26 protein-coding genes are annotated in these 25,989 nt (G+C 71.8%); 17 read left to right on the forward strand and 9 right to left on the reverse strand.

The window, feature by feature from the left end:
- Together E1293_RS47475 and E1293_RS17080 are read left to right on the forward strand one after the other, a co-directional pair.
- The coding region (locus E1293_RS47475) for an alpha/beta fold hydrolase (RefSeq protein ID WP_165978248.1) at nt 1-1,259 on the forward strand (1,259 nt) is incomplete at its 5' end.
- Nucleotides 1,260-1,338: 79 nt separating this feature from the next.
- Nucleotides 1,339-2,253, forward strand: coding sequence for a hypothetical protein (locus tag E1293_RS17080; RefSeq protein ID WP_132198400.1), 915 nt, complete (start codon nt 1,339-1,341; stop codon nt 2,251-2,253).
- 57 nt (nt 2,254-2,310) lie between these two features.
- Here the strand turns inward: E1293_RS17080 and E1293_RS48620 are convergent, their stop codons facing one another.
- The 3 genes from E1293_RS48620 to E1293_RS17095 all read right to left on the reverse strand — a co-directional run bounded on the left by E1293_RS48620 (nt 2,311) and on the right by E1293_RS17095 (nt 4,056).
- Nucleotides 2,311-2,547, reverse strand: a complete 237-nt coding sequence (locus E1293_RS48620) for a DUF397 domain-containing protein (RefSeq protein ID WP_067633630.1) — start codon at nt 2,545-2,547, stop codon at nt 2,311-2,313.
- Nucleotides 2,548-2,647: 100 nt separating this feature from the next.
- Nucleotides 2,648-3,403, reverse strand: a complete 756-nt coding sequence (locus E1293_RS17090) for a hypothetical protein (RefSeq protein WP_132198401.1) — start codon at nt 3,401-3,403, stop codon at nt 2,648-2,650.
- A gap of 8 nt (nt 3,404-3,411) precedes the next feature.
- Nucleotides 3,412-4,056, reverse strand: a complete 645-nt coding sequence (locus E1293_RS17095; protein WP_207938893.1) for a hypothetical protein — start codon at nt 4,054-4,056, stop codon at nt 3,412-3,414.
- 189 nt (nt 4,057-4,245) lie between these two features.
- On the opposite strand from E1293_RS17095, the gene E1293_RS17100 reads away from it, so the two are divergent.
- Genes E1293_RS17100 through E1293_RS17105 form a run of 3 tightly spaced genes read left to right on the forward strand, consistent with a single transcriptional unit; the run spans nt 4,246 to nt 5,814 of the window.
- Entirely contained in the window at nt 4,246-4,656 is a 411-nt protein-coding gene (locus E1293_RS17100; RefSeq protein ID WP_341770194.1) for an RNA polymerase sigma factor, read from the forward strand.
- Between the two features lie 13 nt (nt 4,657-4,669).
- The gene (locus E1293_RS50480) at nt 4,670-4,825 is read left to right on the forward strand and encodes an RNA polymerase sigma factor (protein ID WP_341770196.1); all 156 of its coding nucleotides are present in this window, start codon (nt 4,670-4,672) and stop codon (nt 4,823-4,825) included.
- Nucleotides 4,822-5,814: a CU044_5270 family protein gene (locus E1293_RS17105; RefSeq protein WP_132198402.1), complete on the forward strand. Its 993-nt coding sequence runs from the start codon at nt 4,822-4,824 to the stop codon at nt 5,812-5,814. Before E1293_RS50480 ends, E1293_RS17105 begins: the two co-directional genes overlap by 4 nt.
- 48 nt (nt 5,815-5,862) lie before the next feature.
- Here E1293_RS17105 and E1293_RS17110 read toward each other — a convergent pair whose 3' ends face one another.
- Nucleotides 5,863-6,489: a TetR family transcriptional regulator gene (locus tag E1293_RS17110; RefSeq protein WP_424923639.1), complete on the reverse strand. Its 627-nt coding sequence runs from the start codon at nt 6,487-6,489 to the stop codon at nt 5,863-5,865.
- 238 nt (nt 6,490-6,727) lie between these two features.
- Between E1293_RS17110 and E1293_RS17115 the strand changes: the two genes are divergently transcribed.
- The 4 genes from E1293_RS17115 to E1293_RS17130 all read left to right on the forward strand — a co-directional run bounded on the left by E1293_RS17115 (nt 6,728) and on the right by E1293_RS17130 (nt 11,612).
- Nucleotides 6,728-8,350, forward strand: coding sequence for an AMP-binding protein (locus tag E1293_RS17115; RefSeq protein WP_132198404.1), 1,623 nt, complete (start codon nt 6,728-6,730; stop codon nt 8,348-8,350).
- Nucleotides 8,351-9,457 (forward strand): acyl-CoA dehydrogenase family protein, encoded by a 1,107-nt coding sequence (locus E1293_RS17120; protein ID WP_132198405.1) that lies wholly within the window; start codon nt 8,351-8,353, stop codon nt 9,455-9,457.
- On the forward strand, nt 9,458-10,630 hold the full coding sequence (locus E1293_RS17125; RefSeq protein ID WP_132198406.1) for an acyl-CoA dehydrogenase family protein: 1,173 nt from the start codon (nt 9,458-9,460) through the stop codon (nt 10,628-10,630).
- 112 nt (nt 10,631-10,742) lie between these two features.
- Entirely contained in the window at nt 10,743-11,612 is an 870-nt protein-coding gene (locus E1293_RS17130) for a hypothetical protein (RefSeq protein WP_132198407.1), read from the forward strand.
- A gap of 10 nt (nt 11,613-11,622) precedes the next feature.
- Here E1293_RS17130 and gad read toward each other — a convergent pair whose 3' ends face one another.
- Nucleotides 11,623-13,050 (reverse strand): glutamate decarboxylase, encoded by a 1,428-nt coding sequence (gene gad / locus E1293_RS17135; protein ID WP_132198408.1) that lies wholly within the window; start codon nt 13,048-13,050, stop codon nt 11,623-11,625.
- Between the two features lie 109 nt (nt 13,051-13,159).
- A complete protein-coding gene (locus tag E1293_RS17140; RefSeq protein ID WP_132198409.1) occupies nt 13,160-13,831 on the reverse strand; it encodes a TetR family transcriptional regulator in 672 nt (223 codons plus the stop codon).
- 140 nt (nt 13,832-13,971) lie between these two features.
- Here E1293_RS17140 and E1293_RS17145 point away from each other — a divergent pair, with 140 nt between their 5' ends.
- Together E1293_RS17145 and E1293_RS17150 are read left to right on the forward strand one after the other, a co-directional pair.
- A complete protein-coding gene (locus tag E1293_RS17145) occupies nt 13,972-15,591 on the forward strand; it encodes an MFS transporter (RefSeq protein WP_132198410.1) in 1,620 nt (539 codons plus the stop codon).
- 25 nt (nt 15,592-15,616) lie between these two features.
- Nucleotides 15,617-16,261, forward strand: coding sequence for a rhomboid-like protein (locus E1293_RS17150; protein ID WP_132198411.1), 645 nt, complete (start codon nt 15,617-15,619; stop codon nt 16,259-16,261).
- A gap of 6 nt (nt 16,262-16,267) precedes the next feature.
- On the opposite strand, the gene E1293_RS17155 is transcribed toward E1293_RS17150, so the two are convergent.
- Entirely contained in the window at nt 16,268-17,500 is a 1,233-nt protein-coding gene (locus E1293_RS17155) for an RNA polymerase sigma factor (RefSeq protein WP_132198412.1), read from the reverse strand.
- Between the two features lie 260 nt (nt 17,501-17,760).
- On the opposite strand from E1293_RS17155, the gene egtA reads away from it, so the two are divergent.
- From egtA to egtD, 4 genes are read left to right on the forward strand one after another with little or no spacing between them, the layout of a single operon-like run.
- Nucleotides 17,761-18,963, forward strand: a complete 1,203-nt coding sequence (gene egtA, locus E1293_RS17160; protein WP_341770195.1) for an ergothioneine biosynthesis glutamate--cysteine ligase EgtA — start codon at nt 17,761-17,763, stop codon at nt 18,961-18,963.
- Nucleotides 18,960-20,294 (forward strand): ergothioneine biosynthesis protein EgtB, encoded by a 1,335-nt coding sequence (gene egtB / locus E1293_RS17165; RefSeq protein ID WP_132198413.1) that lies wholly within the window; start codon nt 18,960-18,962, stop codon nt 20,292-20,294. Before egtA ends, egtB begins: the two co-directional genes overlap by 4 nt.
- Nucleotides 20,295-21,029, forward strand: coding sequence for an ergothioneine biosynthesis protein EgtC (gene egtC / locus E1293_RS17170; RefSeq protein WP_132198414.1), 735 nt, complete (start codon nt 20,295-20,297; stop codon nt 21,027-21,029).
- 11 nt (nt 21,030-21,040) lie between these two features.
- The gene (gene egtD, locus E1293_RS17175; protein ID WP_132198415.1) at nt 21,041-21,997 is read left to right on the forward strand and encodes an L-histidine N(alpha)-methyltransferase; all 957 of its coding nucleotides are present in this window, start codon (nt 21,041-21,043) and stop codon (nt 21,995-21,997) included.
- A 4-nt stretch (nt 21,998-22,001) separates the two neighbouring features.
- Here the strand turns inward: egtD and E1293_RS17180 are convergent, their stop codons facing one another.
- Nucleotides 22,002-22,769 carry an SGNH/GDSL hydrolase family protein gene (locus E1293_RS17180; RefSeq protein ID WP_243716282.1) on the reverse strand — a complete coding sequence of 256 codons (768 nt, stop codon included), beginning with the start codon at nt 22,767-22,769 and terminating at the stop codon, nt 22,002-22,004.
- Nucleotides 22,770-22,917: 148 nt separating this feature from the next.
- On the opposite strand from E1293_RS17180, the gene E1293_RS17185 reads away from it, so the two are divergent.
- Together E1293_RS17185 and E1293_RS17190 are read left to right on the forward strand one after the other, a co-directional pair.
- Nucleotides 22,918-24,069 (forward strand): acyltransferase family protein, encoded by a 1,152-nt coding sequence (locus E1293_RS17185; RefSeq protein WP_165978250.1) that lies wholly within the window; start codon nt 22,918-22,920, stop codon nt 24,067-24,069.
- Complete coding sequence (locus tag E1293_RS17190; protein ID WP_132198417.1) at nt 23,984-25,165, forward strand: hypothetical protein; 1,182 nt, start codon at nt 23,984-23,986, stop codon at nt 25,163-25,165. Before E1293_RS17185 ends, E1293_RS17190 begins: the two co-directional genes overlap by 86 nt.
- 226 nt (nt 25,166-25,391) lie before the next feature.
- Here the strand turns inward: E1293_RS17190 and E1293_RS17195 are convergent, their stop codons facing one another.
- Nucleotides 25,392-25,907 (reverse strand): cysteine dioxygenase, encoded by a 516-nt coding sequence (locus tag E1293_RS17195; protein ID WP_243716283.1) that lies wholly within the window; start codon nt 25,905-25,907, stop codon nt 25,392-25,394.
- Nucleotides 25,908-25,989 lie beyond the last annotated feature (82 nt).

Here is a 25,989-nt window from a genome sequence, read left to right on the forward strand (position 1 = left end):
CCGCCCACCACACCGGCACCCTCCCCGACGGCGCCACCTGGATAGCGGATGTCCCTTCCACCTGGAACGGGACGCTCATCCTGTTCAGCCACGGGTTCGGCCCCCTCAACGCCGCCGACCGCCCGAGCGAGGCCGCCGGCAAGGCCCTCCTGGACCGCGGCTACGCACTCGCCGGCTCCTCCTACGACCCGGACGGCTCCATGTGGGCGCTCGGCAGCGCCGTCCAGGACCAGATCGCCACCCGCGAAGCCCTCTCCGAGATCATCGGACGCCCGCGCACCACACTCGCCCTGGGCCAGTCCATGGGCGGCCTGGTGAGCGCGAAGATCGCCGAAACCCGCGCCGTCGACGGCGTGCTCAGCACCTGCGGCATCGTCGGCGGCGGCGTCGACCTCAACAACTACCAGCTCAACGCGGGCCACACGATCGCCGCGCTGCTGGCCCCGTCCCAGCAGATCAAGCTCACCGACTACACGACCCCTGCCGAGGGCGCCGTCGCCGGAGCCCAGCTGACCCAGGCCGTGCAGGATGCCCAAGCCACGTCCACCGGCCGCGCCCGCATCGCCCTGGCCTCCGCGTTCCTCAACCAGTCGTCCTGGTTCTCCGGCGACATCGAACCGCCCCGCCGCGACTACGCCGAACAGGAACGCCAGCAGTACCAGTGGCTGACCTCGGGCGGCGTCCTCAACTTCATCTTCGGCGGCCGCTACTCCATCGACCAGGCCGCCGGCGGCGACAGTGCCTGGAACAAGGGCCTGAGTTACTCACGCCTCCTGCGCAGATCCTCGAACCTCCGCCAGGTGAGGGCCCTCTACCGAACCGCCGGCCTGAACCTGAGCAAAGACCTGGCGACCCTGACCACCAAGGCCGCCAAACAGGTCGAAGAAAGCCCCCTCGCCTGGATGACCCGCACCTCCGAACCCACGGGCCGCATCAACGTCCCCACGATGAACATCCACACGATCTCCGACCAGCTGGTGCCGGTCGAACACGAGAACGAATACGCCAGATCGGTCCGTGCCGCAGGCCGCACCCCGCTCCTGCGCCAGGCCTACGTCCACCGCACAGGCCACTGCAACTTCACCGCCTCCGAATACGTCGCAAGCCTCCAAACCCTAGAAAAGCGCGTAAAAACCGGCCACTGGCCCAACACCACCGCAAAGTCCCTAAACAAAAAGGCCAAGTCCCTCTCCCTGGACAATTCAGCCTTCCTCCACTATCGCCCAAACCAACTAGTAACGCCACCATCGCACCCATAACTGACTGTGACGCATGTCATACGCACAGTCATTGGATAGTGTCGGTATCCAATGGTGATCGCAAAATAACGTTCTGCGCATGGTCGGCGTCACGCACGAATCCCCGATAAAGATCATCCGCGACAACCCCGAGGTCGTCGCCCAGCTCCTGGAGGTCGCCTTCGGCGTAAAACTGAATCGAACCGAACTCACGGTCAGGTCCGCGAGTGAGGCCTGCACCCAGCTCGCTCCCATCGCCTACACGGCCGACAACGTCGTCCAACTCTGCGAAGGCGATGCGGCCGAGCCGACGATCAGCGTCGTCGCCGAGACCCAGACGACCGTGGACCCCGCCAAGCACGGTAGCTGGCCCCTCTACGTCGCCTCGCAGTGGGCGAAGACCAGGTGCCCGTGCTACTTGGTGGTCATCGCCTCGAAGCGCCGGGTGGCCGACTGGGCGCGAACGCCGATCGAGCTCGGCCATCCCGACTTCGTCCTCAAGCCCCTGGTACTGGGCCCGGGCAAGGGGGCGGGCACCGTACCGCTCGTCACCACCCCCCGCCAAGCGGCGGAAATGCCTGAGCTGGCCATCCTGGGCACCCTCGCCAGCGTCATGCCCCCCACTGAGTCGTCCATGGAGATCACCCACGCCGCACTGGCCACCATCGACAACAAGAACAGAGAACTCGGCAAGCTATACACTGGAATGGTGGTGTCCGTGCTCTCGGACGCCGCCAAGAAACTCCTGGAGGATTACGTGTCCGCCGGTACCGCAGACTTCAAGTTCAAGCACGACCCCTTCATCGAGTACGAGACCAGGGGCCTGGCCAAGGGTGAGGCCAGGGGCCTGGCCAAGGGCGAGGCCGAGGCGGTGCTGAAGGTTCTCGCTGCGCGGGGATTCTCGGTGGCGGACGACGTGCGTGAGCGCGTCCTGGCTTGTGAGGACACGGACCAACTGGACCGCTGGCTGGTCCGTGCCGCCACCGCGGACTCCAGTGACGAACTGTTCGGGTAGGTCGGAGCGTACGAGAACGCCCCCGGTTTTTGGCCGGGGGCGTTCTCGTGTCCGGGGTCAGGGGGCCTCGGTGGGGTCTTCTTCCAGGAGGTCGTCGAACTCGCCGTCCTTGACGCCGGCGATGAAGGCGTCCCACTCGGCCTCGGTGAAGTAGAGGATCGGGCCCTCCGGGTTCTTGGCGTCGCGCATGACGACGGCCCGCTCACCGAAGTCCTTGTGCTGGACGGGGACGTCCTTGCCATCGATGAACTCGATGATGACCCCGTCGCTGAGGATCGGTTCCTGCTCGGTCACTGGCACACCTTCTTCTTCCCGGCTCCTGTCGGAGTCCAGGCTAGAGCCTGTCGCGTGGTCGGGTGAGCCAGTCGTGACGACGGGGCGACGCTGAGTCCTCCTAGTCGCAGGCGGTGGGCTGGGACTGGGCGGAGAAGGTCTGCTTCTCGGTGGCGGGCGTGGCCTTGAGCTTGGCGGCCAGGGCGGCCGCGTCCTGCCCGATCATCTCCTCCTCCAGACCGTGCTCGCCGGCGACGAGGATGCGGGCTTGGGCCGCGGTCTGGACGCGTCCCTCCATCTCGCCCTGGCCGATGGTGTTGCCGTCGTACGGGACCTCGGAGCCCTCACCGAGGCCCATCCAGCGGCCCGGTTCGGGCTTGTCGCCGGGCGAGCAGCGCGCGGGCTCCCAGGAGACGGCCACGATGTACTGGTGGCCCACCTCCATGCGGGGACGGCCGTGCACGGCCATCGGGGCGGCGGCCTCCGGGTCGCCGTTGGTGAGCGCGAAGCCCGCGGCGTTGTAGGTCCAGCTCTTGGGCGCCGCTTCCGGGGCGCCCTTGCGGGACCAGAGGACCTTCTTGACCTGCATGTCCACTGTCCGGCCGATGAGGCCCTCGCCGCGCGCCGCCTCGGTCGCGCTGACCGGGAGGCGCCGCTCGGAGGCGGCGGTGACCACCACGACGTGGTCGGCGTAGGTCACCCAGTCGGTGGCGGTGGTGCTGGGCAGCCGGTCGTCGCCCTCGGCCATCACGATCCGGGGCGGGGCGGGCGCCTCGGACGCGGCTTCCGGCTGGTCGTCGTGCGGGGCGAGGACCGCCACGGCGGCGGCCAGCAGACCCGCCGCGCCGGCACCCGCGAAGTACATGCCGCGTTTCATGGCTTCCCCTAGTAAGTGGCGTTGACGTTCTCGCGGTTGTTGGCGCCGAGGTCGTTGTGACCGTCGGACGGCGTCACCAGGCAGCCGAGGCGGGAGTCGCTGTTCAACAGCCGCGGGCTGGAGTTGTCGCCGTGCTGCAGCCCCACCGCGTGGCCCGTCTCGTGGCAGGACCTGGCATAGGTGATGTAGCCGTTGCCGCGGATGCGGATGTACTGCTGGTCGCAGTCGAGGCCGTCGCCGCCCTTGGCGTTGCACCAGGTCGTGCCGGCGACACTGTCCGGAAGGCCGGTGGAGCCCTCCTGGTAGATGATGTCGGTCTCGCCGCTGCCGGAGAACACCGGCGACGAGTCGTAGTGGAACGCCAGGGCCGTCGGGCGGTACTCCCCGTCGATCGCGTTGTTGACGGTGCTCTTGTCCGTCGCCTCCAGCTCGTACTCGCCGTTGCTGTCCATGTAGAAGTAGACCGCGCTGTTGTCGGTCTGGCAGGGGAAGCCGGTACGGAACCCGGTCCAGCAGGTGCCGCCGGTGACGGACGTGGGGAACATGTTGTCGGTGGCCGCGGCCCATCCGACCCCGACCGCGACCGACAGCGGAACGAGGGTGACGGCGACCACGGTGGTGATCCTTCGGCGCATCCGCGCCCTGATGTCCATGCGCAACTTCGCTCCCGGGATCGAGCGGATGCCGTCAGCATGAGTGATCTTGAAAATGAGATCAATGTGACTTGAATCACATTTGCCTGGATGGTGGTCGGGCGCCGCGAACGCGGGGCGGGGGATCGGTGAATGGGGGGGTGACCACTCGCACTCCGGAAGGCATGGGATGAACCGAGGGAGGCCGGCATGGTCGCGGTGACCGACGGGGACGCCGAGATACTGCGGCGGTCGCGGCACGAGCCCGAGTGCTTCGCCGCGCTCTTCGACCGGCGCTACACCGCGATCCACGGGTATGCGGCGCGGCGGCTCGGAGGCGGGCTCGCCGACGACGTCGCCGCCGAGACGTTCCTGATCGCGTTCGACCGCCGCGGGCGCTACGACGTGTCGCGGGACGACGCGCGGCCCTGGCTGTACGGGATCGCGTCCAACCTCATCGCCCGGCACCGCCGCGCGGAGGTGCGCCAGTACCGGGCGCTGGCGAGGACAGGGGTGGCCGAGGCAGCCGAGGGGCCCGCCGACCTCGTCGCCGGGCGCATCGACGCGCAGGGCCGCGCGAGGGCCGCTGGCGGCGGCCCTCGGCCGGCTGTCCCGCGCTGACCGGGACCTCCTGCTGCTCGTCGCGTGGGCCCAACTCGGCGTCCAGGAGGCGGGCGAGGCGCTCGGCATCCCGGCAGGGACGGCCCGGTCGCGGTTGCACCGGGTCCGCAAGAAGATCCGCGCCGCACTGGGCGAGACCGTCCCGACGACCCTCAGGGAGCAGGAATGAACGACCTCGACATTCTCCGCGAGGCCTGGGCCGAGCCCGCGCCGCCCGCGGACACGTCCCGTACCGCCGCCCGGACGGCCCTGCTCGAACGTGCGTCCGGCACGACCAAGGCGCGGCGGTCCCGGCTGCCCCGGTTCAGTGTGCGGCTCGTGGCGGTGGGCGCGCTGGCCGCCGCCGTCGCCATCGGAGTGACCGTCGTGCAGACGGGCGGCGGGACCGACGAGCACGGCCGGCCGCGGCCCGTCGTCCCGGGAATTCCAACGGGTCCGGTCGCCGACGCGTCACAGGCGCTCGAACGCGCCGCCCTCGCCGCGGAGGCGCGCCCGTTCACCCCGCCCCGTCCCGACCAGTGGATCTACGTCGAGTCGCAGTCGAGGAAGAGCCGGGGCAAGCCCAACGGCGCGCTGTCGAAGAACCCGCACGACACCGCGGTGTTTCGTAACTGGAAGCGGGCCGACGGCAAGAAGGTCGCCGATCTGGAGGACGGCAAGCTCAGGTTCGCTGGGACGATGCCGACGACGCCGCCGTCCGACTACGCCACGCTGGCCGCGCTGCCCACCGACCCGTCCGCGCTGCTGCACTGGTTCTACAAGGAAATGGGCGGGCTCGGCGACAACGAGGAAGAAAGGTACGACGTCGCGTACGGCATGCTCGGCACGATGCTGCGCGACAACGTCCTGCCGCCGAGGACCGAGGCCGCCGCCTTCCGGGCGATCAAGCAGATCCCCGGCGTGACGCTTGTCAAGGGACGGGTGGACGCGGCGGGACGGCCGGCCCTCGCGCTCGGACGTCTCAGCGAGGGCTGGCTGCACGAGGAGTTGCTCCTGGACCCGTCCACCTACGCCTACCTCGGTGAACGGGCCGTCGCGGTGAAGGACCGCACGAGCCGTGGCGAGGGCGGCGGCCATCGGGACAAGAAGGGCGATCTGCTGACCCTCACCGTCCGCCTTAAGGCGGGCATCGTGGACACGGCGGGGCAGCGGCTCTGACCTGTGCGCGGAGGGCGGCCGGGGGCGCGTCCCGGCCGCCCGCCGCGCTCAGGGGTCGATGAGGAGCCGGGCGGCGGTGATCTCGAGGCGGGCCTGGATCTCGTCGGCGGTCGCGTTGCCGCGCAGCATCTCGATCATCTCCATGGTCCAGATGCCGGACAGGGCGCGGGAGGCGAGGCGGCGGGGGTCGCCGGCGGGGATGTCCTCCGGCGGGCCGGACGCGGTCTTCAGCAGCAGTTCGCTCATCCGGTCGCCGAAGTCGGTCTTGACGTCGGACAGCAGGAGGGAGCGGATCAGCGCCTCGGCCAGTTCGGGCTCGCGCATCAGGCCGCGGGTGGCGCGCATCAGTACCTCGACGGCCCGTTCGGGGGCGGCGCCCGCGCGCGGCGGACGGCGCTCGATGCTGCCTTCGAGGAGGTCGATCTCCTCGCTGACGACGGCGACGACCAGGTCCATCTTGGACGGGAAGTAGCGGTAGAGGGTGCCGAGGGCGACCCCGGCGCGCTCGGACACGGTGCGCATCTGCATCGCCTCGATGCCGCCGCGCGATGCCAGCGCCGCGGCCGCCTGGACGATACGCTTGCGCCGCTGGTGCTGGCTGCGGGAGCGCACACCGCCCTGGCCGGCCGCCTGTCCCCGGGACTCGTCCCCGGTCACTGTCGGCTCTGCGGTCACGGTCGTCATCCCTTCTGTGCGGGCTCGGACGCCCGAGGTGTTCCCGCCAAGCGTACCGCGCATGCGAGAACGTGTTATCTGATCGGCCGATCCCGGAACCCCGGCGGGCCGCCTCCGGCCGGGCCGCCTCCCCGGTGTGCCAGGCGAATCGGCTGCTGAACGCGGATGATCAGACCTCTGGACACAGACTAGAATCTGTTCTACTTTTTCGCCGTGGGCTGGACGAGGGAGGTGGCCCGTGAGCGTCGCGGCACTGCTGGAGGCGAGGGCGGACGACGACCGTCCCGGGCTGCGCTCCGTGGACGGCGGCCGCGCCTGGACGTGGCGGGAGGTCGTCGCCGAATGCGCCGCCCGCGCCGCCTGGATGGCGAGCCGCGCGGGACGGGAGCGTCCCGTTCATGTGGGCGTGCTCCTCGACAACCTTCCTGAGCTGGTGTTCCTCCTCGGCGGCGCGGCCCTGTCGGGTTCGGTGGTCGTCGCGCTGAACCCCACCCGGAGCGCGGCCGAGCTGGCGGGCGACGCCGAACGCGCCGACTGCGACCTCGTCCTCACCCAGCCGCGCTACGCCGAGCAGGCCGCCGCGCTCGGGCTGCCGGTCCAGGACGTGGACGGGTTCGGCGGCCTCCTCGCGCCCTTCGCGGGCTCCCCGCTGCCGGACACCTCGGCGATCGGCCCCGCCACCCTGCTCATGCTGATCTTCACGTCCGGGACGTCGGGGCGCCCCCGCGCCGTCCGCGTCACGCACCGGAAGGTGGTCGTGCCGGGGGAGATGCTCGCCGAGCGCATGCTGTCCGCGGAGTCGGTCGTCTACTGCCCGATGCCGCTGTTCCACTCGGGCGCGGTCATGGCCGCGTACGCGCCCGCGCTGGCGGCCGGTGCCGAGCTGGTGCTGCGCACCCGGTTCTCGGCGTCCAGCGTGCTGCCCGACGTGCGCGCCCACGGCTGCACCTACCTGCACTACGTCGGCAAGGCGCTGTCGTACGTGCTCGCCACCCCTGCCAAGGCCGACGACGCCGACAACCCGGTGCAGTTCGCGTTCGGGAACGAGGCCGCGCCGCTGGAGCAGAAGACGTTCGGCGAGCGTTTCGGCTGCTTCGTCATCGACGGATACGGCTCGACCGAGACCGCGATCTCGCTCGCACCCGACCCGTTCGGCCCGCAGGGCGCCCTTGGCAAGCTGGCCGACGGCATCGCGATCCTCGACCCGGCGACCGGCCGCCCCTGCCCGCCCGCCGCCTTCGACGACGCCGGACGGGTGCTGAACGGCGACGAGGCCATCGGCGAGCTCGTCAACACCGCCGACCTCGGCCTGTTCGACGGCTACTACAAGGAGGACGCCCCGGACCGGCTCCGCGACGGCATGTTCTGGAGCGGCGACCTCGCCTACGCCGACGGCGACGGCTACATCTTCTTCGCCGGGCGCAGCACCGACCGGCTCCGCGTCGACGGCGAGAACTTCGGCGCCGTCCAGGTCGAGCGCGTCCTGGCGGAGCTGCCCGGCGTCCGGCAGCTCGCCGTGTACGGGGTGCCGGACGCCGCGTCCGGCGACCAGGTGATGCTGGCCATCGCCGCCGACGCCTTCGACCCCGAGGCGTTCGCCGGCTACCTGCGCGGACGCGCCGACCTGAGCCCGAAGTGGCCGCCCCGCTACGTCCGGGTGGCGCGCGAGCTGCCCGCGACCGCGTCCAACAAGATCCTCAAACGCCGGCTGGCCAAGGACGGCTGGCGCACCGGCGACCCGGTCTGGTGGCGGCCCGGCCGCGACCTCGCCTACCGCCCGATGACCGCGCGGGACGCGGCCGATCTGCGGGCCGAGTTCGAGCGACGCGGCCGGCTGCACCTCCTGGAAGGGAGCGGATGAGTGGACTTCAACCTCGACGAGACCCAGCAAGAGATCAAGGGCCTCGCGGCGGACGTGCTCGCGCGTGAGGCGACGCAGGAGCGCCTCGAAGCGTTCGAGAAGAGCGAGGCGCCCTACGACGACGTGACGTGGAAGGCGCTCGCGCAGGCGGGCCTGCTCGGCATCATCCTGCCCGAGGACGCCGGCGGCGCCGGGCTCGGCCCGGTCGAGCTGGCGGTGATCCTCCGGGAGGTCGGCCTGCATGTCGCGCCCGTCCCCGTGTACGCGTCGCTCGCGCTGGCGGCCGTCCCGATCGCGGCGCACGGGACGGCGGAGCAGCGCGCCCTGCTGGCCCCGCTCACCGAGGGCGCGACGATCCTGACGGGCGCCTACCGCGAAGCCGGCCCGGCCGGCGAGATCGCCGCGACGGCCCGCGCGGACGGCGGCGGATACGTCCTGAACGGCGTGAAGACGTTCGTCCCGTACGCGCGGGAAGCGTCCCGCATCCTGGTGCCGGCGCGCGTCGAGGGTGAGGGCGTCGGGGTCTTCCTCGTCGAGCCCGCCGCCGCGACGCTCAGCGTGCAGCCGTCGGCGACGTCCGAGCCGCTGTCGCGCGTCGCCCTCGACGACGTCCGCGTCGGCGCGGACGCCCTCCTCGGCGGCACGGCGGACGGCGAAGCCTGGGACACGCTCCGCCGCTCGGCCGTCGCCGGCGCGGTCGCCATCTCGTCCGGCGTCATCGAGGGCGCGCTATACCTGACCACGGAGTACACGAAGACGCGCGAGCAGTTCGACCGGGCGCTCGCGCAGTTCCAGGCCGTCACGATGCAGATCGGGGACGTCTACATCGCCAAGCGGGCGCTGGACGTGGCCGTCTGGGCGGGCGTGTGGCGGCTCGCGCAAGGCGCCGGCGACGCGGAAGAGGTCCTCACCGTCGCCGCCTACAACGCCTGCGACCCCGTCGTGAAGGCCCTCTACACGTGCCAGCACCTGCACGGCGGCATAGGACTGGACATCACCTACCCGCTGCACCGCTACTTCGCCTGGGGCAAGCACTGCGGACACCTGCTCGGCGGCGGCGAAGACCGTCTCGACGCACTCGCCGCGCTCCTCGATCAGGAGGCCTGAATGTTCATCGACCTGACCGACGAGCAGAAGAAGCTCCGCGCCGAGCTGCGCGAGTACTTCGAGAACTGCCTCAACGCCGAGCAGCGCGCCGCGATCCTGGCCGACCCGTTCGGCCCGGCCTACATCGAGCACTGCAAGCGCCTCGGCCGCGACGGGATGCTCGGCGTCGCGCTGCCGAAGGAGTACGGCGGCCGCGGTTACGGCCCGGTGGAGCAGACGATCTTCGCCAACGAGATCGCCCGCGCCGAGGTCACCTACCCGCTCATCACGCTGAACTCCGTCGCGCCGACGATCCTGCAGTACGGGTCGGACGCCCACAAGGAGTTCTTCATCCCGCGCATCCTCGCCGGGGAGTGCCACTTCGCGATCGGCTACAGCGAGCCGGGCGCGGGCACCGACCTCGCCGCGCTGCGCACCACCGCGGTGAAGGACGGCGACCACTACGTCGTCAACGGCCAGAAGATCTTCACGTCCGGCGCGCACCACTCCGACTACGTGTGGCTCGCGGCCCGCACCGACCCGGACGCCAAGAAGCACAAGGGCATCTCGATGCTCATCGTGGACTGCAGGGACCCGGGCTTCTCCTGGACGCCGATCATCACGATGGACGGCGCCCACCACACGAACTCGACCTACTTCCAGGACGTCCGCGTCCCGGCGGACATGCTGATCGGCGGCGAGAACAAGGGCTGGGACCTCATCGTCAACCAGCTCAACCACGAGCGGGTCACGCTCGGCCCGGCGGGCAACATCGGGCACACCGCCATCCGGTTCGAGCGCTGGGCCGCCGCGACCGCCGGACGGGACGGCCGCCCGCTCATCGGGGAGCCCGCCGTCCGCCGCGCGGTCGCGCAGGTCCGGGCCTACCTGCGCGTCAACGAAATGCTCAACTGGCAGGTCGCCGCGAACCAGGACCTCGGCTGGCTCGGCGCCGCGGACGCGTCCGCCACCAAGATCTACTCCTCGGAGCGGATGCAGGAGGTCGGCCGCATCGTCGGCGACGTCCTCGCCCGCTACGGCGACCCCGGCGACGAGGAGACCGCGGGCTTCATGGCGGCGCTCGACCGGATGGCCAAGGGCGCGCTCGTGCTGACGTTCGGCGGCGGCGTCAACGAGATCCAGCGGGAGCTCATCGCCATGATCGGCCTCGGCCTGCCCCGCGCGCCGCGCTGATGCCGCGGCAAGGGGTCAGCTGGGTGTAATACGGCTGCGCGCCGCCCGGAGAAATGCGATCATCTTCACACTGACGCTATGAATCCGGGCGGTCACCCGCAGGAGGTCCGGCTTGTTCTTCCGGCGCACGAAGCGCGACCCCGCCGAGTCTCGGACGAAGCCGGGCGACGGCATGCTCCTGCTCAGCGGCGACTGGACCGCCGACATCTGGGACCGCAAACCCATCCGGGTCCCTGCGGCGCCCGATGTCGGTACGTTCCTCGGCCAGCGCCCGATGCCGTCGCTCTGGCCGGACGACCGGGAGTTCAACGACTTCTACGCCGACGGCGGCGACGAGGTTCTGCGCCGCCTGTGGATCATGGCGCTGTTCCACCACCCGGAGCGTGACGTCGTCGTCCAGACCCTGCGCTCCCCGCACCTGGAGAGCGTCTCCGTGCACGCGGTCCCGGTCGCCGACCTGGTCATCGACTCGCCGGTGGCCGAGGAGGCCGCCGAGGCCGTGTGGCGCATGACCGACGACGCCGTGACCGTGGTGCTCAACGTCGTGCTGAACCGCGGCCTCGTGGCCTCGGGCCATTCGCCGGCCCAGGCGGACCGCGCGATCGAACTGCTGCGCTCGACCTGCCCGGCGGACCGGCTCGCCTTCTTCGAGGCGGAGGCCGTCGACGAGTTCGAGCGTACGGCCCAGCGTCTCGTGGAACTCACGAGTGCCGCCGAGCGCGGGTACGGGGGGCTCGGCGCGGAGGAACGGGAGCGCTGGCACCGGCTCGCCTATGTCGACGGCCTGATCGACGGCGGCCCGCCCCCGGAGGGGTTCGCCGAGCGCGTCGAGATCCGCGCCATCGGGCACCGCCTCAACGAGGAGGGCGGCTTCCCGCTGATGCGGTCGGTCGCCGAGCGGGCGGGTCAGCTGAGCGACCGGCGGATGGCCGAGCGGAGGCTCAACATGCACTGGAACCACATCGGCGAGTGGATGTCCTGAGTCCCGGCTCTCAGACCTTCGCGGCCCGCGTCTTCTTGGGCTCGGCGCCGTGGGCGAAGCCGGTCGCCTCGCTCGCGTCGCGGCCGGGCCCCTTCTGGGAGCGGAGCCGGCGCAGGACGCGGCGCAGGTCGTCCAGGAACAGGTCCGCGAGATCGTGCCCGAACCCGTTGCGCACCACGACGCGCAGGACGGCGAGGTCCGTGCGGTTTTCGGGGAAGGTGTAGGCGGGCACGAGCCAGCCGCACTCGCGCAGCGCGGCGGAGACGTCGTAGACGGTGAAGCCGCCGGCGTCCTCCCGGACCCGGAACGCGAACACCGGGATGTCGCCGCCGTCGGTGAGCGTCTCGAACGGGCCGAGCCGTCCGATCGCGTCGGCGAGCCCCGTGGCGACGTCCCGGCACGTCTGCTGGACGCGGCGGTACCCGTCGAAGCCGAGCCGCAGGAAGGCGTAGTACTGGGCGACGACCTGGGCGCCGGGACGGGAGAAGTTCAGCGCGAACGTGGGCATGTCCCCGCCGAGGTAGTTGACGTGGAAGACCAGGTCGTCGGGCAGCGCGTCCTCGTCCCGCCACAGTGCCCAGCCCACGCCCGGCATGACGAGGCCGTACTTGTGCCCGGAGGTGTTGATGGACGCGACCCGCGGCAGCCGGAAGTCCCACTCCAGGCCGGGGTCGAGGAACGGCGCGATCATCGCGCCGGACGCCCCGTCCACGTGGATCGGCACGTCGATCCCGGTCCGCGCCTGGAGGTCGTCGAGCGCCGCCGCGATCTCGGCCACCGGCTCGTAGCTCCCGTCGAACGTGGAGCCGAGGACGGCGACGACGCCGATGGTGTTCTCGTCGCACAGCTCCACCGCCTCCCGCGCGCCGAGGTGGAAACGGCCGCCCTCCATCGGCACGTAGCGGGGCTCGACCTCGAAGTAGTTCGCGAACTTCTCCCAGCAGATCTGCACGTTGACGCCCATGACGAGGTTGGGCCGGTCCGCCGGCAGCCCCGCGGCCTCCCGCCGCGCCCGCCAGCGGCGCTTGAGCGCGAGCCCGCCGAGCATCGCCGCCTCGCTGGACCCGGTGGTGGAGCAGCCCACCGTCCGGCGCGGATCCTCGGCGTGCCACAGCCGGGCTAGCATGTGCACGCAGCGCATCTCCAGCTCGGCGGTGCGCGGGTACTCGTCCTTGTCGATCATGTTCTTCGCGGCGCACTCGTCCATCAGCCGCAGCGCCTCCGGCTCCGCCCACGTGGACACGAACGTCGCCAGGTTCAGCCGGGCGTTGCCGTCCAGCATCAGCTCGTCGTGGACGACCTGGTAGGCGGTGCCCGGGTCGAGTTCCCCCGCGGGCAGCGCGTACCGGGGGATGGTCAGCGGCTCCCGGCTGAAGATCGGGTTGACCTCCAGGTCGCGGCCGGCGTGCCCGGCGGTGCGTGGGTGCTTCAGGGCCATGCGCCGTCCTCCTCCGTGCGGGACCGGACGTCCCCCGGCTCAGCACGGGGTACCCGCGGCGTCCCTCCCCACACCGGGCAGGGAAGGACCGCCGCAGGTCAGCGCCGGGTCACTCGGACGGGCGGGAGGGCTCGTTCAGGCCGTTCTCCAGGATGGCGAAGGCCTGGTCGACGGTCTCCGACAGCGGGCTGAACGTGCCGCCGAGGCGGCGGGTGACGTCGGCGGCCGCCTGGAACGCGCAGGTCGTGGCGGCGGCCACGACGTGCGGGCGCAGGTCGGTGTCGGGGTCCAGGCCCATCCGCTCCGCGACGATGTTCGTGATCAGAGCCTGCTTCTTCTGCGCGTGCTCCAGGCTGCCCGCCAGCAGCGACGGGCTGTCGTCCATCATCGCCAGCATGCACTCGAAGCGGCCCGGGTCGAAGCCGAGCTCGCCCGCCTCGCAGGCGCGCGCGATCTCCACCACCGTGCGCCGCAGCGCGGTCATGATCGGCTCCTCCGGGGGGCGGTCGGCCAGCACCGCCATGACGGCGCGGGTCTGCTCCTCCTGGAAGGTGAGCGCGACGTCCTCTTTCGAGGCGAAGTAGCGGAAGAACGTGCGGGACGAGACGTCCACGGCGTCGGCGATCTCCTCGACGGTGGTGGCGTCGAACCCCTTCTCGGCGAAGAGGGTGAACGCCGCGTCGACGAGCGCCTCGCGGGTGCGCTGCTTCTTGCGTTCGCGCCTGCCCGGGGGCTGGGGTCCGGGGCCGGTGGTGCCGGTCTCGGGGGCAGTGGCGGTCATGTGCGCATTGTAATGGCCCGGCGATCGCGCGTCGAGCATCAGATGTCGTAATGTGAAACATGTCGCGTCGAGACTTGAGGCAGTTGACGCCAAGTGTCATCACATGACACTTTGAGGGCATCCCAAGTCGGAGGTCGACGATGACTCATTCCCATGGCGCCGGGACACTCGATCCGGGCGCCGTCCACATCCCGCCGCGCGACCAGGCGCGCGGACGTCCGGCCAGACCGGGGCACGGGCATCCCTGGCTCACCCTCATCGCGGTCGCGCTCGGCGTGATGATGGTCGGGCTGGACGCGACCGTCGTGTCGATCGCCAACCCGGCGATCGCCAAGGACCTCGGCGCGAGCCTGTCCGGCCTGCAGTGGGTCACCAACGCCTACCTGCTGGCGCTCGCCGTCACGCTGATCCCGGCCGGGAAGATCGCCGACCGGTTCGGCCGCAAGCGGACCTTCCTCGCGGGCGTCCTCGGGTTCGCCGTGTCGTCGCTGCTCATCGGGCTGTCCGGCGGGCTCGGCATGGTGATCTTCTGGCGGGTCGTGCAGGGCTTCGCGGGGGCGCTCCTGCAGCCCGCGAGCCTCGCCATCCTGCGCAACACGTTCCCGGCCGAGCGGCTCAACACCGCGATCGGCATCTGGGGCTCCACGGTCGGCATCTCCATCGCGGGCGGCCCGATCGTCGCCGGCCTGCTGGTCGAGAACGTCAACTGGGAGTCGGTGTTCTTCCTGAACGCCCCCCTCGGCCTGATCGCGCTCGCCGTCGGCCTGTGGGTGATCCGCGAGTCGCGGGACGAGGAGAGCGCCGGCTCGTTCGACCTGCCCGGCGTCGCGCTTCTCACCGGCGCGCTGTTCGCCCTGGTCTGGGGCCTCATCAAGGCCGGCGAGAACGGCTTCGGGGACGCGGTCCCGCTGGTGTCGTTCGCCGTGTCCGTGGTGCTGTTCGCCGCGTTCGTCGTGAACGAGACGAGGGTGGAGCGTCCGCTGCTGCCGCTGAACCTGTTCCGCTCGGCGTCGCTGTCGGCGGCGACAGCGCTCATCGTGCTCGGCTTCTTCGCGATGTTCGGGACGATCTTCTTCATCACCCTCTACCTGCAGCAGGTGCACGGGATGAGCCCGGTCGACGCCGGCGTCCGGATGCTGCCGATGACCGCCGTGTTCATCGTCGCGTCCCCGATCGCCGGGGCGCTGACCAGCCGGTTCGGGCCGCGGGTGCCGCTCGTCCTCGGGATGGCGTTCACCGCGACCGCGCTGTTCGGGCTGTCGCGCGTCGGGGCGGACGCCGCCTACGTCCAGCTGTGGCCGTGGTTCGTGCTGGTCGGCCTGGCGTTCGGGATGGTCATCGTCGCCGGGACCGAGGCCATCGTCGGCAACGCGCCCGCCCACCTCGCGGGCGTCGCGGGCGGCCTCCAGCAGACCGCTTCGCAGGTCGGCGGCGTCCTCGGCACGTCCGTGCTGGGCGTGCTGCTGTCCACCAAGGTCGGGGACGTGCTGTTCGGGCGGCTCACCGACGCCGGCGTCCCCGGGCCGGCGGCGCATCAACTGGAGGGCGCGGGCGGGCTCGTCTCGCAGGGCGTCGCACCCGTCCCGCCCGGGACACCGAAGCCCGCCGCCGACGCGATCACGAGCGGCAGCCACCTCGCGTTCATGGACGGCTTCCAGACGTCCCTGACCGTCGCCGGTGCGGTCGCCGCGGTCGCGGTCCTCGCGGCGCTGCTCGTGCGGCGCGGCGGTTCGCCGGTCGACGGCGCGGCCGCCGCGTAGGGCCGCGGTTTAGGCTGCCGGTGTGATGGCCTTCGCGAGGCGGTACCCGATGCCGCTGACGTTCCTCGGGCTGTTCGCGGCGATGTGGCTGGTGCAGGCCCTGATCCTGCCGCCGGGCGCGCGGCACGCGGTGATCGCGTGGGCCAGCACCAACCTGGCCAACCTCGCGGTCAACCCGGTAGGGACGATGGTGGCGTCCGCGTTCGTCGCCGAGGGCTCGCAGGGGGTGCTGCTCATCGCCGCGGCGATCGGGCTGTTCCCCATCACCCGGCGGTTCGGGAACCTGCGGGCCGTCGTCCTCGTCGCCGCCGCGCACGTCGCCGCCACCCTCATCAGCCAGGGCATCGCGCTGGTGCGGCTGGAGGCGGGGCTGCTGTCGGACTCGATCCGCACGATCCCCGACGTCGGGCCGTCCTACGTGCTGTGCGCGGCGCTCGTCGCGGCCTTCCTGTACGGGCGCGGGCGGGTCCGCCGGCTGGTGCCGCTCGCCGGCTGGTGCGCGCTCGCGCCCGTGCTGCTGGCCGGCCTGCGCACGCTCGACATCGCGGCCGTCGGCCACCTGGTGGCCATGCTCACCGGCGCGCTGGTCGGCGGGCTGCTCCTGCTGCTCGAACGCCGGCGCGGGCTCGTCCCCGCGCCGGCTCAGGCCGCCGAGGCCGCCGAGGCCTGAACCGGCTCAGCCCTGGCCCGGCTGCGGCGCCGGGTTGGACGTGGGGGTCGGGCTCGGCGTGCCGGGGTCGTCGCTCGGCGGGTCGGTCGGGGTGCCGGTCGGCGGCGTCGTCGGGCCGGTGGAACCGTCGTCCGGCGGGGTCGTCGGGTCCGAGGGCGTCTCCGGGGGAGTGGTCGTGTCGTCCGGCGGCGTGGACGGCTCCTCCGGCGTCGTCGGGGTGCCGGACACCGGCGGCCTGTCAGGAGCGGGCGCGTCCGGCGACGACGCCGGTGCCCGGGCCGTGCCGCCCGGAGCGCCGCCGGTCTGCTGCGGCGGGGTGTCGTACGCGCTCGTGACCGGGTCCTTCGCGGCGCTCGGCGAGTCGCCGTCCGCGCGCTCGGAGCCGGTCAGGCCCGGCGCCGGGCGCTGCGGCAGGTCGCTGGTCCGCGTGGACGCCGGGTGCGTCTGCCCGTTGCTCGCGGTCGGGACCAGCGAGGCGGCGGCGGGGCCGCCCTTGGCCGCCGGCCACGACGCCAGCAGCCCGATGGCGGCGGCGGCCGACGCGGCGACGCCGGCCGCGGCGCCGAGGCCCTTGGAGACCCCGCGCTTCACCGGCTCCTTCTTCGCCGGGCCGATGACGACGAGCGGGGTGGGCGCGGTGACGCTCGGCAGCGGCCGGGCGGCCTCCTCCTCGCAGGCGGCCAGGACCCGGTCGCGCAGCCAGCCGGGCGCGCGCTCCGGCGCCCGCCGGGCGAGCAGCTGCGGCAGCCGCCCCTTTTCGAACGCGGCGATGAGGTCCAGCCGCGGCTCGGTCGTGCCGCGCATCAGGAGGTCGAGGACGGCCCGCTCCAGCCGGTTCCGCGCGACGTTGAGCAGCTGCGCGACGGTGTCCGGCGCGAGGCCGAGGACGCGGGCGATGTCGTGCGGTTCGAGCCATTCGCCCGCCCACAGGAGCAGCACCTCGCGGTGGTCGGAGCGCAGCGCGGCGGCGGCGCGCAGCAGCGGATCGGAGTCGGCGAACAGCAGCCCCCCGGGCGCGCGGCCGGCGGCCTCGCCGGTGAACGCGCCGCGCTCGGCGCACGCCGTCCGGGACAGGGAGTACAGCCACAGCACGCTGTCGCCGCGCGGCGGCTGGTGCACGGCCGCGTTGAACGTGTCGCCGACGGCCGCCGCCGCGAGCTGGTCGCCGACGAGCGACCAGCAGTACGCGTACAGGCGGTCGGCGTGCGCGTCGTAGAGCGATCCCAGGTCGCCGCGCATGTGACCTCCCGTTCCCCGTCCGGGTCCGCCAGCAGTCCGACAAAAGGTGCATACCGCTAGCCATCGGGACTCTAGCGCCTCTGATCAACCCATGAGAAGTCCGGGATCGAACGTGGCGTCGAATAGCACGGAAGGTAGGGGAGGCCCCTGCGGACGGTGACGTTCACGGAGATTTAAGCAAGTTCCTGGAAATCGGCTGATTCCTGATGCGGTTCAGCAGGGAAGGATTCGAACCCGTTATCGATTTACTTGAGGAGTCAATGGTGACCCGGCTCACGGTGGACGACGTCTACCAGCACATTCGGGGAGTCTGCTTCAAGACCGGCCCGCCCGGGACGGTCGGCGCCGAGACCGAGTGGTTCGTCGTCGACGCCGACGACCCCTCCGCGCATGTGCCCCGCGAGCGGGTGCGCGCCCTCGTGGCTTCCGCCGGGCCGCCGTCCGGCGGAAGCAAGGTCACCTACGAGCCGGGCGGGCAGCTCGAACTCAGCTCCGCCCCGTTCGACACGCTGGGCGGCCTGCACGGCGCGCTCGGCCAGGACATCGCGCACGTGCAGGACGCGCTCGCGCCGGACGGGTTCGCGCTCGTCGGGCACGGCGTCGACCCCGTCCGGCGGCCCCGGTTCCAGGCCGACCATCCCCGCTACGCCTGCATGCGCGACTACTTCCGCGCGGGCGGGTTCCGCGACGCGGGCCTGGCGATGATGTGCTCGACCGCGTCCGTCCAGGTGAACCTGGACATCGGCGCCGACGACCCGGACGCGTCCCGCCGCTGGCGGCTCGCGCACGCGCTCGGGCCGGTGCTGGTCGCCGCGTTCGCCAACTCGCCGCTGCGGGCCGGCCGCCGCACCGGGATGCGCTCCTCCCGGCAGGGCATCTGGACCGAACTGGACCCGTGCCGCACCCTGCCCGTCCTGCGGGACGGGACGGACGGCGACCCGGCCGAGGCGTGGACGCGGTACGCGCTGAACGCCCAGGTCATGCTCGTCCACACCGCGGAGGGCGAGTGGGTGTCCGACCCGGGCATGTCGTTCCTGGAGTGGCTCGACAAGGGCGAGCCGTGCGAGGACGACCTGGCCTACCACCTGTCCACGCTGTTCCCGCCGGTCCGGCCGCGCGGCTGGCTGGAGCTGCGCATGATCGACGCGCTGCCCGGCCCGTACTGGCCGGTGCCCGTCGCCGTCGCCACCGCGCTGCTGGACGATCCGGCCGCGTCCCGCGCCGCCGAGGCCGCGGCCGAGCCGGTGGCGCACCTGTGGGCGGAGGCGGCCCGCTGCGGGCTGTCCGATCCCGCGCTGGCGGCGGCGGCGCGGGCGTGCTTCACGGCGGCGCTGGACGCGCTGCCGCGGCTCGGCGCGCCCGCCCTCGTCCCGCTGGTCGAGGAGTACGCGCACCGGTACGTCGACCGGGGCCGGAGCCCCGCCGACGACCCCCCACCCTTCCCTTTGGAGGAACCGAGATGAGTGCCCCGTTCGCCGACGAGGCCGCGCTGAAGGAACTGATCGCCGACGAGCTGGGCGTCGTGCGGGACCGCAGCTTCGGCCTCACCACCGACGTCCTCGCCGAGGACGACCTCACGGCGCAGGTGTCGCCGCTGATGTCGCCGCTCGTGTGGGACCTCGCGCACGTCGGCAACTACGAGGAGCTGTGGCTGCTCCGCCAGGCGTCCGGTCAGGACGCGATGCGCCCCGAGATCGACGACCTGTACGACGCGTTCGAGCATCCGCGTGCCGAACGCCCGACACTGCCGCTCCTGTCGCCGGATGAGGCCCGCACCTACATCGGCACGGTCCGGTCCAAGGTTCTCGACTCGTTGTCGTCGGTTCGGTTCGACACGGCGAATCCGTTGACTTCGGGCGGGTTCGTGTACGGGATGGTCGTCCAGCACGAGCACATGCACGACGAGACCATGCTGGCCACCCATCAGTTGCGTCGCGGTTCCCCCGCTTTGCTCGACCCCAGGGCGGAGCCCCTGCAGAAGCCTGGCCGGGGCTCCGGTGGGGACGAGGTGCTCATCGAGGCCGGTCCGTTCCAGATGGGCACCTCGGACGACCCGTGGGCGTACGACAACGAGCGGCCCGTGCACATCGTCGACCTGCCCGCCTACTACATCGACGTGGAGCCGGTCACCAACGCGTCCTACATCGCGTTCATCGAAGCCGGCGGATACGACGACCCGCGTTGGTGGGACCCCGCCGGATGGGAGTGGCGCAACAGCAGCGGCAAGCGTGCCCCCGCATTCTGGGAGCGCGAAGGCGGCCAGTGGGTACGGCGCCGGTTCGGGCGGACGGAACCCGTTCCGCCCGGCCAACCCGTCCAGCATGTGTGCTGGTACGAGGCCGACGCCTACGCGCGGTGGGCCGGGAAGCGGCTGCCGACCGAGGCCGAGTGGGAGAAGGCCGCCCGCTGGGACCCGGACACCGAACGGTCACGCCGCTTCCCCTGGGGCGACGTGTACGAGGAGGCACGCGCCAACCTCGGCCAGCGCACGCTCCACCCGTCCGAGACCGGCTCCTACGCGTCCGGTGCTTCGGCGTACGGAGTGAGGCGTCTCCTAGGGGACGTGTGGGAGTGGACGTCGTCGGACTTCCACGGCTACCCCGGCTTCCGTTCGTTCCCCTACAAGGAGTACTCGGAGGTGTTCTTCGGGCCCGACTACAAGGTGCTGAGGGGCGGGTCCTGGGCGACGCACCCGCTCGCCATACGCGGGTCGTTCCGCAACTGGGACTACCCCATCCGGAGGCAGATCTTCTCCGGGTTCCGCTGTGCGCGCACCCCAGGGGAGGCGTGCTGAATGTGCCGCCATCTCGGCTACCTGGGGCCGGAGCAGACGCTGCACTCGCTCGTCTATGACGGGGAGCACTCGCTGGAGAGCCAGTCGTACGCGCCGCGCATGACGCAGGGGAACCTCCTCAACGCCGACGGATACGGCGTCGGCTGGTACCAGGACGGTGAGGCGACCCGGTTCCGCCGCGCGCAGCCGATCTGGACGGACCAGTCGTTCCGCGAGGTCGCCGGGGCGGTGCGGGCGTCCTGCGCGGTCGCGGCGATCCGGTCGGCGACCGTGGGGTTCCCCGTGGACGAGTCGTGCGCCCAGCCGCTCCGCGCCGGGCGGTGGCTGTTCAGCCACAACGGGAAGATCGAGGGCTACGGCGGCGTCGAGCCGAAGCTCCGGGAACTGGCCGGGGACGTCGCCGACGTCCCCGACGCCCGCGCCCCGGTCGACTCGGCGCCGCTGTTCGCGCTCGCCGTCCGGTACTGGAAGGAGGGCATGGCGCTCGGCGACGGACTCGCCGCCGTCATCGCGGCGATCACCGCGCTCGCTCCCGGCCGCTACAACCTGCTCGCCTCCGACGGGACGTCGCTGGCCGCCACGACCTGGGGCGACTCCCTGTTCGTCCGCGCGGACGCGGACGCGATCCGGGTCGCCTCCGAGCCGCTCGACGACGACCCGTCCTGGCGCCGCGTCCCCGACCGCTCGCTCGTCACCGCCGGCCTCGCCGCCGGCGTTTCCGTAGACCCGCTGTGAAGGAGAACCACGTGGACCGGTTCCTGACCGCCGACGACCTCGCCAAGACGCTCCGCCAGGACGTCCGGGCGGGGCTCGCCGGCACGCCCAAGACCCTGCCGCCCAAGTGGTTCTACGACGAGCGCGGCAGCGCGCTCTTCGAGGAGATCACCAAGCTGGAGGAGTACTACCCGACCCGGCGGGAGCGGGAGATCCTCGTCGCGCGGGCGCCCGGGATCGCCGCCGCGACCGGCGCCCGGACGCTGCTCGAACTCGGCGCGGGGTCGGGGGAGAAGACCCGGCTGCTGCTCGACGCGCTGTCCGGCACGCTGCGCTCCTACGTGCCGGTGGACGTGAGCGGCGACTTCCTGGAGGAGGCCGCGGCCGGGATCGCCGCCGACCATCCCGGCCTCACCGTCCGGACCGTCGTCGCCGACTACGAGCAGCACCTGCACCTGCTGCCCGGCGGCGAGCGCCGGCTCATCGCCTTCCTCGGCGGGACGATCGGGAACATGCCGCCGGCCGAGCGCATCGGGTTCCTCGGCGGCGTGCGCGCCACCATGGCCGACGGGGACTTCCTGCTGGTCGGCGCCGACCTCGTCAAGGACCCCGGGCGGCTCGTCCGCGCCTACGACGACGCGGCCGGCGTCACGGCCGAGTTCAACCGGAACGTCCTGTACGTCATCAACCGGGAGCTGGACGCGGACTTCGACCCGGACGGGTTCGAGCACGTCGCGGTCTGGGACGCGGCGGAGGAGTGGATCGAGATGCGGCTCCGCTCCCTCCGGGACCAGGCCGTCCGGGTCGGCGGACTCGACCTCGACGTGTCGTTCGCGGCGGGGGAGGAGATGCGCACGGAGGTCTCCGCCAAGTTCCGGCGGGAGCGGCTGGAGGCCGAGCTGGGCGCCGCCGGGATGGAGCTCGCCGAGTTCTGGACGGACGAGGCCGGCGACTTCTCGCTCACCCTCGCGCGGCCCGCGTCGGGCTGAGCCCTCAGCCCTTGCGGACGGGGTGCGCGAGCCCCAGCCGCTTCAGGTCCGCCGCCAGGCGGGTCGCCACGTACAGGTGGCCCGCCGGCGTCGGATGGGTGCGGTCCCGCTTGATCAGACGCGGCGCGTTGCCCTGCCCGGTCGCGAGGTCGCCGGTGATCCAGTGCTCGCCCATCGGGTCGACGAACGGGACGCCGAGCTGCCCGGCCAGGTTCTTCAGCGCGTCCCGGACGGCGATCGCGCCCGGCTGCGGCGTCCCCGTCCCCCAGAGCGGGCCCAGCAGGACGATGTGGGTGCCGGGCCAGCGCTGCCTGGCGCGTTCGAGCAGCAGGTGCGCCGCCGCCGCGACCCTCGGCGCCGGCGTCCGCCAGTCGTTGTGGCCGCCGGACACGATCAGCATGTCGGGCGCGGGCCGCCATCCGAGCTGGCTCTCGAACAGGCCGAGGAACGCGTGCGGGCCACGTCCCCGCACCGTGTACCCGGTGCCGGACCGCCCGCCCACGACGACCTGCCAGCCGAGCAGCCGCGCCGTCGCGGACGCGTAGGTCGACTCCGGCTCGACGCCCCGGTCGCCGACGGTGTAGCTGTCGCCGAGGAACATCACCACGGCCGGCGTGCCGCGGGGCTTCTCGCTCTTCGCCGGGCCGTCCGCGGCGGCCGGCTTGTGCACCGACCCGGCGAGCGCGGAGCAACCCGCGAGGGACAGGACCGCCACCAGGCTCAGGCACAGCATCGAAGTCGCCGCGCCGCGTCGGCCGCGGCGAGATGTCATGGAGAACCACCAATTGTTCGGGAGACGCCTCCGGCATCTTACTGACCCTCCGCCATCGCCGTGTGCGAAGCGCAATCGCGGCCTTACTTACATGTGGCGTTCACCTCCCGGATCGGGGCGGGCAACCTCGCGGCGGGAGGGTTCCGCGGTGACTCGACGGGAACGGCTGCGCGAACTCGACCTGCTGCGCTTCGCGGCGGCGCTGGCGGTGGTGCTTTACCACTTCACGGGGTTCGGCGGGGCGGGGCCGTGGCCGTCGCCCGCCCGGGACGTCTTCCCCGGGATCGCCTCGCTGACCCGGTTCGGCTACCTCGGCGTCGACCTGTTCTTCACCATCAGCGGGTTCGTGATCCTGATGAGCGCGTGGGGACGCGGCCCGGGGAAGTTCGCCATCTCGCGGGTGGTCCGGCTGATGCCCGCGTACTGGGTGAGCGTCCTGCTGGGCGGGGCCGTGTACGCGCTGTTCTCGCTGGGGCACGGCGTCCCCGGCCTGGTCGTCCCGAACCTCACCATGCTGCAGGGCGGGCTCGGCCTGCAGAACGTGGACGCCGTCTACTGGACGCTCTGGGTCGAACTGCACTTCTACGTCCTCGCCGCCGTCCTCGCGGGCATCGGGATCACCTACCGCTCCTGCCTGGTCTTCATGGCGTCCTGGATGCTCGCCGGAGTCTTCGCGGACGAGGCGGACAGCAAGCTGCTCCAGGTCATGCTGATCCCCACTTGGAGCTGCTACTTCATCGCGGGCATGGCGCTCTACATGATCCACCGGTTCGGGCCGACGCTGCTGCTCTGGGGCTACGTGGCCGCGTCCTACCTGCTTGCGCTGCGGTGGGGCGCCTGGCGTGCCGAGACCGTCTTCCGGGGCGCGAACGAGATCGTGGTCGGCGTCGTCATCACCGGGATCTTCGCGGTGATGATCCTCGTCGCGACGGGCCGGCTGCACTGGCTGCGCTGGCAGGGACTCACCGTCCTGGGAGCGCTCACGTATCCGCTGTACCTCGTGCACTCGCAGCTTGCGCTCCCTCTGCTGGACGCGCTGTATCCGCGCCTCGACAGGTGGGTCGCGCTGGCGGTGGTCGTCGGAGCCTCGCTGCTCGCGGCCTACGCGGTGCATCGCTTGGTCGAGCGTCCGGGCGCGGCATGGCTGCGCGCCCGTCTCTACGCGTCACTGAAGCCGCTGCGGCCGCCCGTGGAAGCGTCTACTTTGGTCGATCATGGCGATCGAGGTGGACGCGGCCGTGCTGGCCTCAACGGCGGTGAGCCTCGCGAACGCACGCCCGTCGACGCGGCGCGCACCTGACGGCGGGCCGCGCCGCCGCTGGGCTCGTCCGGAGACGTTCCTGCTGCTGGTCGTCGGCCTCCTCTACCTGAACCAAGTGCTCTTCACCGTGTACGTGCTGCGCGTCCACGGCGGGGACACGTCGTTCATCGGGAAGTACTTGCCGCCGGGCTATTTCGTGCTCGCGGACGGTCCGGCCATGCGCGGCCTGGCGGCGCATTTCCCGATGCCCGAACTGCTCGCGCCATCCCTCCTGCGGGTGCAGGCGTTCCTCGAACTGCCGTTCGCCCTACTCGCCTACGTAACCGTTCTCCGCTGGCTGGATCGCGGCCTGTATCGGCGTCTGGCGAGTTCATGGCTGGTGTGGGCGGCGTCGCTCTCGTACACGTTCGTCCTGTGCACGGTCGAGTGGAGCCTGCACAACCCCTACACGGTGGACGACATCGTGATCCGGCTCTGCTCCGCCGTGCTCACGCCCCTCCTCCTCCAATGGCTTGCCAGGCGGGAGGAGGAGGGTTCCGAGCGTGTTTCGTTCGCGCGGATGCTCCTCTTCGCAGCGTCTGTCTGGGCCCTCGGGCATCTCGTGCTGTCCGTGTACGACACCGCCCTGCTCTACAACCTGGGCCACCTGGGCGGGCGCCTTCCAGGCGCGATGGCCGCTCTGGGCGTTCTCGTCGCAGCGCGCTGGGCCTCACCACGCCTGGCCTGGGGCCAAGCGGGCCCGGCCCTGACGTCGATCGTCGCCGGCTTGCGCTGGGCGCTGCTCCTCTTCTTCGTTCCGGCGCTCGCCGTCCGGTACGGGGTGAACTTCGGCTCGCCCCTCATCGCCGCGGCGGCCGGTCTGCTCGTGTGCCTGGTGGCCGCCGCCTGCACCCTGCGAGAAGTGCTCGGCGATGCGGGGACGACCCGCCGCCTCCTCTGGGCCGGCCAGGTCGTCGTCGCTCTCCTGGCCGGCGCCGTCACCGGCTATGCCGCCGTCCGCCTCGTGGCCGACACCTACTACGAGGCGGGCCTGCTCCGAGGCGCGGCACTCTGCTTCGCCGTGGTCGTCGGTGTCTGCGCCCTCACCGACCGCCGCCTCCCGCGCGGGCGCGGAGACTCCGGACTGCCGCCGTGATCCCCTTCTTGTCGTAGCCGCCGGTCGGCATGGTGGCGCCGTGGACGTGGCGGACGATGTGACACATCCGGGACGGGGTGCGCTGAGGGGGTATGGGCGTCCGGCCGATGTGAGCGGGCTTCGGCCGGACGCGCATCCTCCGCCGGGCCCGTCTCCCCCGGTCGGGCCCGACGGAGGTTCCAGCGCGGAGGTTCCGGCGCAGTAGTTCCAGCTCAGTCGATCCGGCTCAGTCCTGGGGCTGAAGCTCCTCGGTGTAGCTGACCGACAGGCGGCGCATCAGGCCCGACTCGTCGATGGAGTACTGGCCGAGGCGCCACAGCGGCGGCGAGTAGGCGTGGATGGAGACGCTGGCGTCGTCGATGCCCGTCAGCCGGTGGATGTGGTCGGGGCCGAAGCAGAACGAGCCGCCGTCCTTGACCACGGTGCGCATGGGCTCGCCGCCGATGCGGGGGTTGTTCTCCTCGATCGCCCCGGCGACGACGCGGACGGCCCCCGAGGAGACGTCGTGGTCGTGCCAGCCGGTGTCGTTCTCCGGCGTCCAGCAGAGCAGGTACACGTCCACGTGCTCGTCCCGGTAGAGGGAGGCGTAGTGGCGCCGGCCCTCGGGGAACGCGACGTGCTGCCGCCACAGGCCGGGCCGGTCGGCGAGGTCGTCGACCAGCTCCCGCAGCTCGCGCTTGTCGAGGGGGCGGCCGGGCGGGTGCTCGAAGCCGGCGGCGCGGGGCAGGACCTCGGAAGACACGGGTTCGCTCCTCTCCGAAACTGTTGGAGGGCGCGGTCCGCTAAGCCCGGAACCCGCCGGAAAAGGGCTGGCCAGGCTTCTG

The organism is Actinomadura darangshiensis, from assembly GCF_004349235.1.
In the GTDB taxonomy this organism is placed as follows: domain Bacteria; phylum Actinomycetota; class Actinomycetes; order Streptosporangiales; family Streptosporangiaceae; genus Spirillospora; species Spirillospora darangshiensis.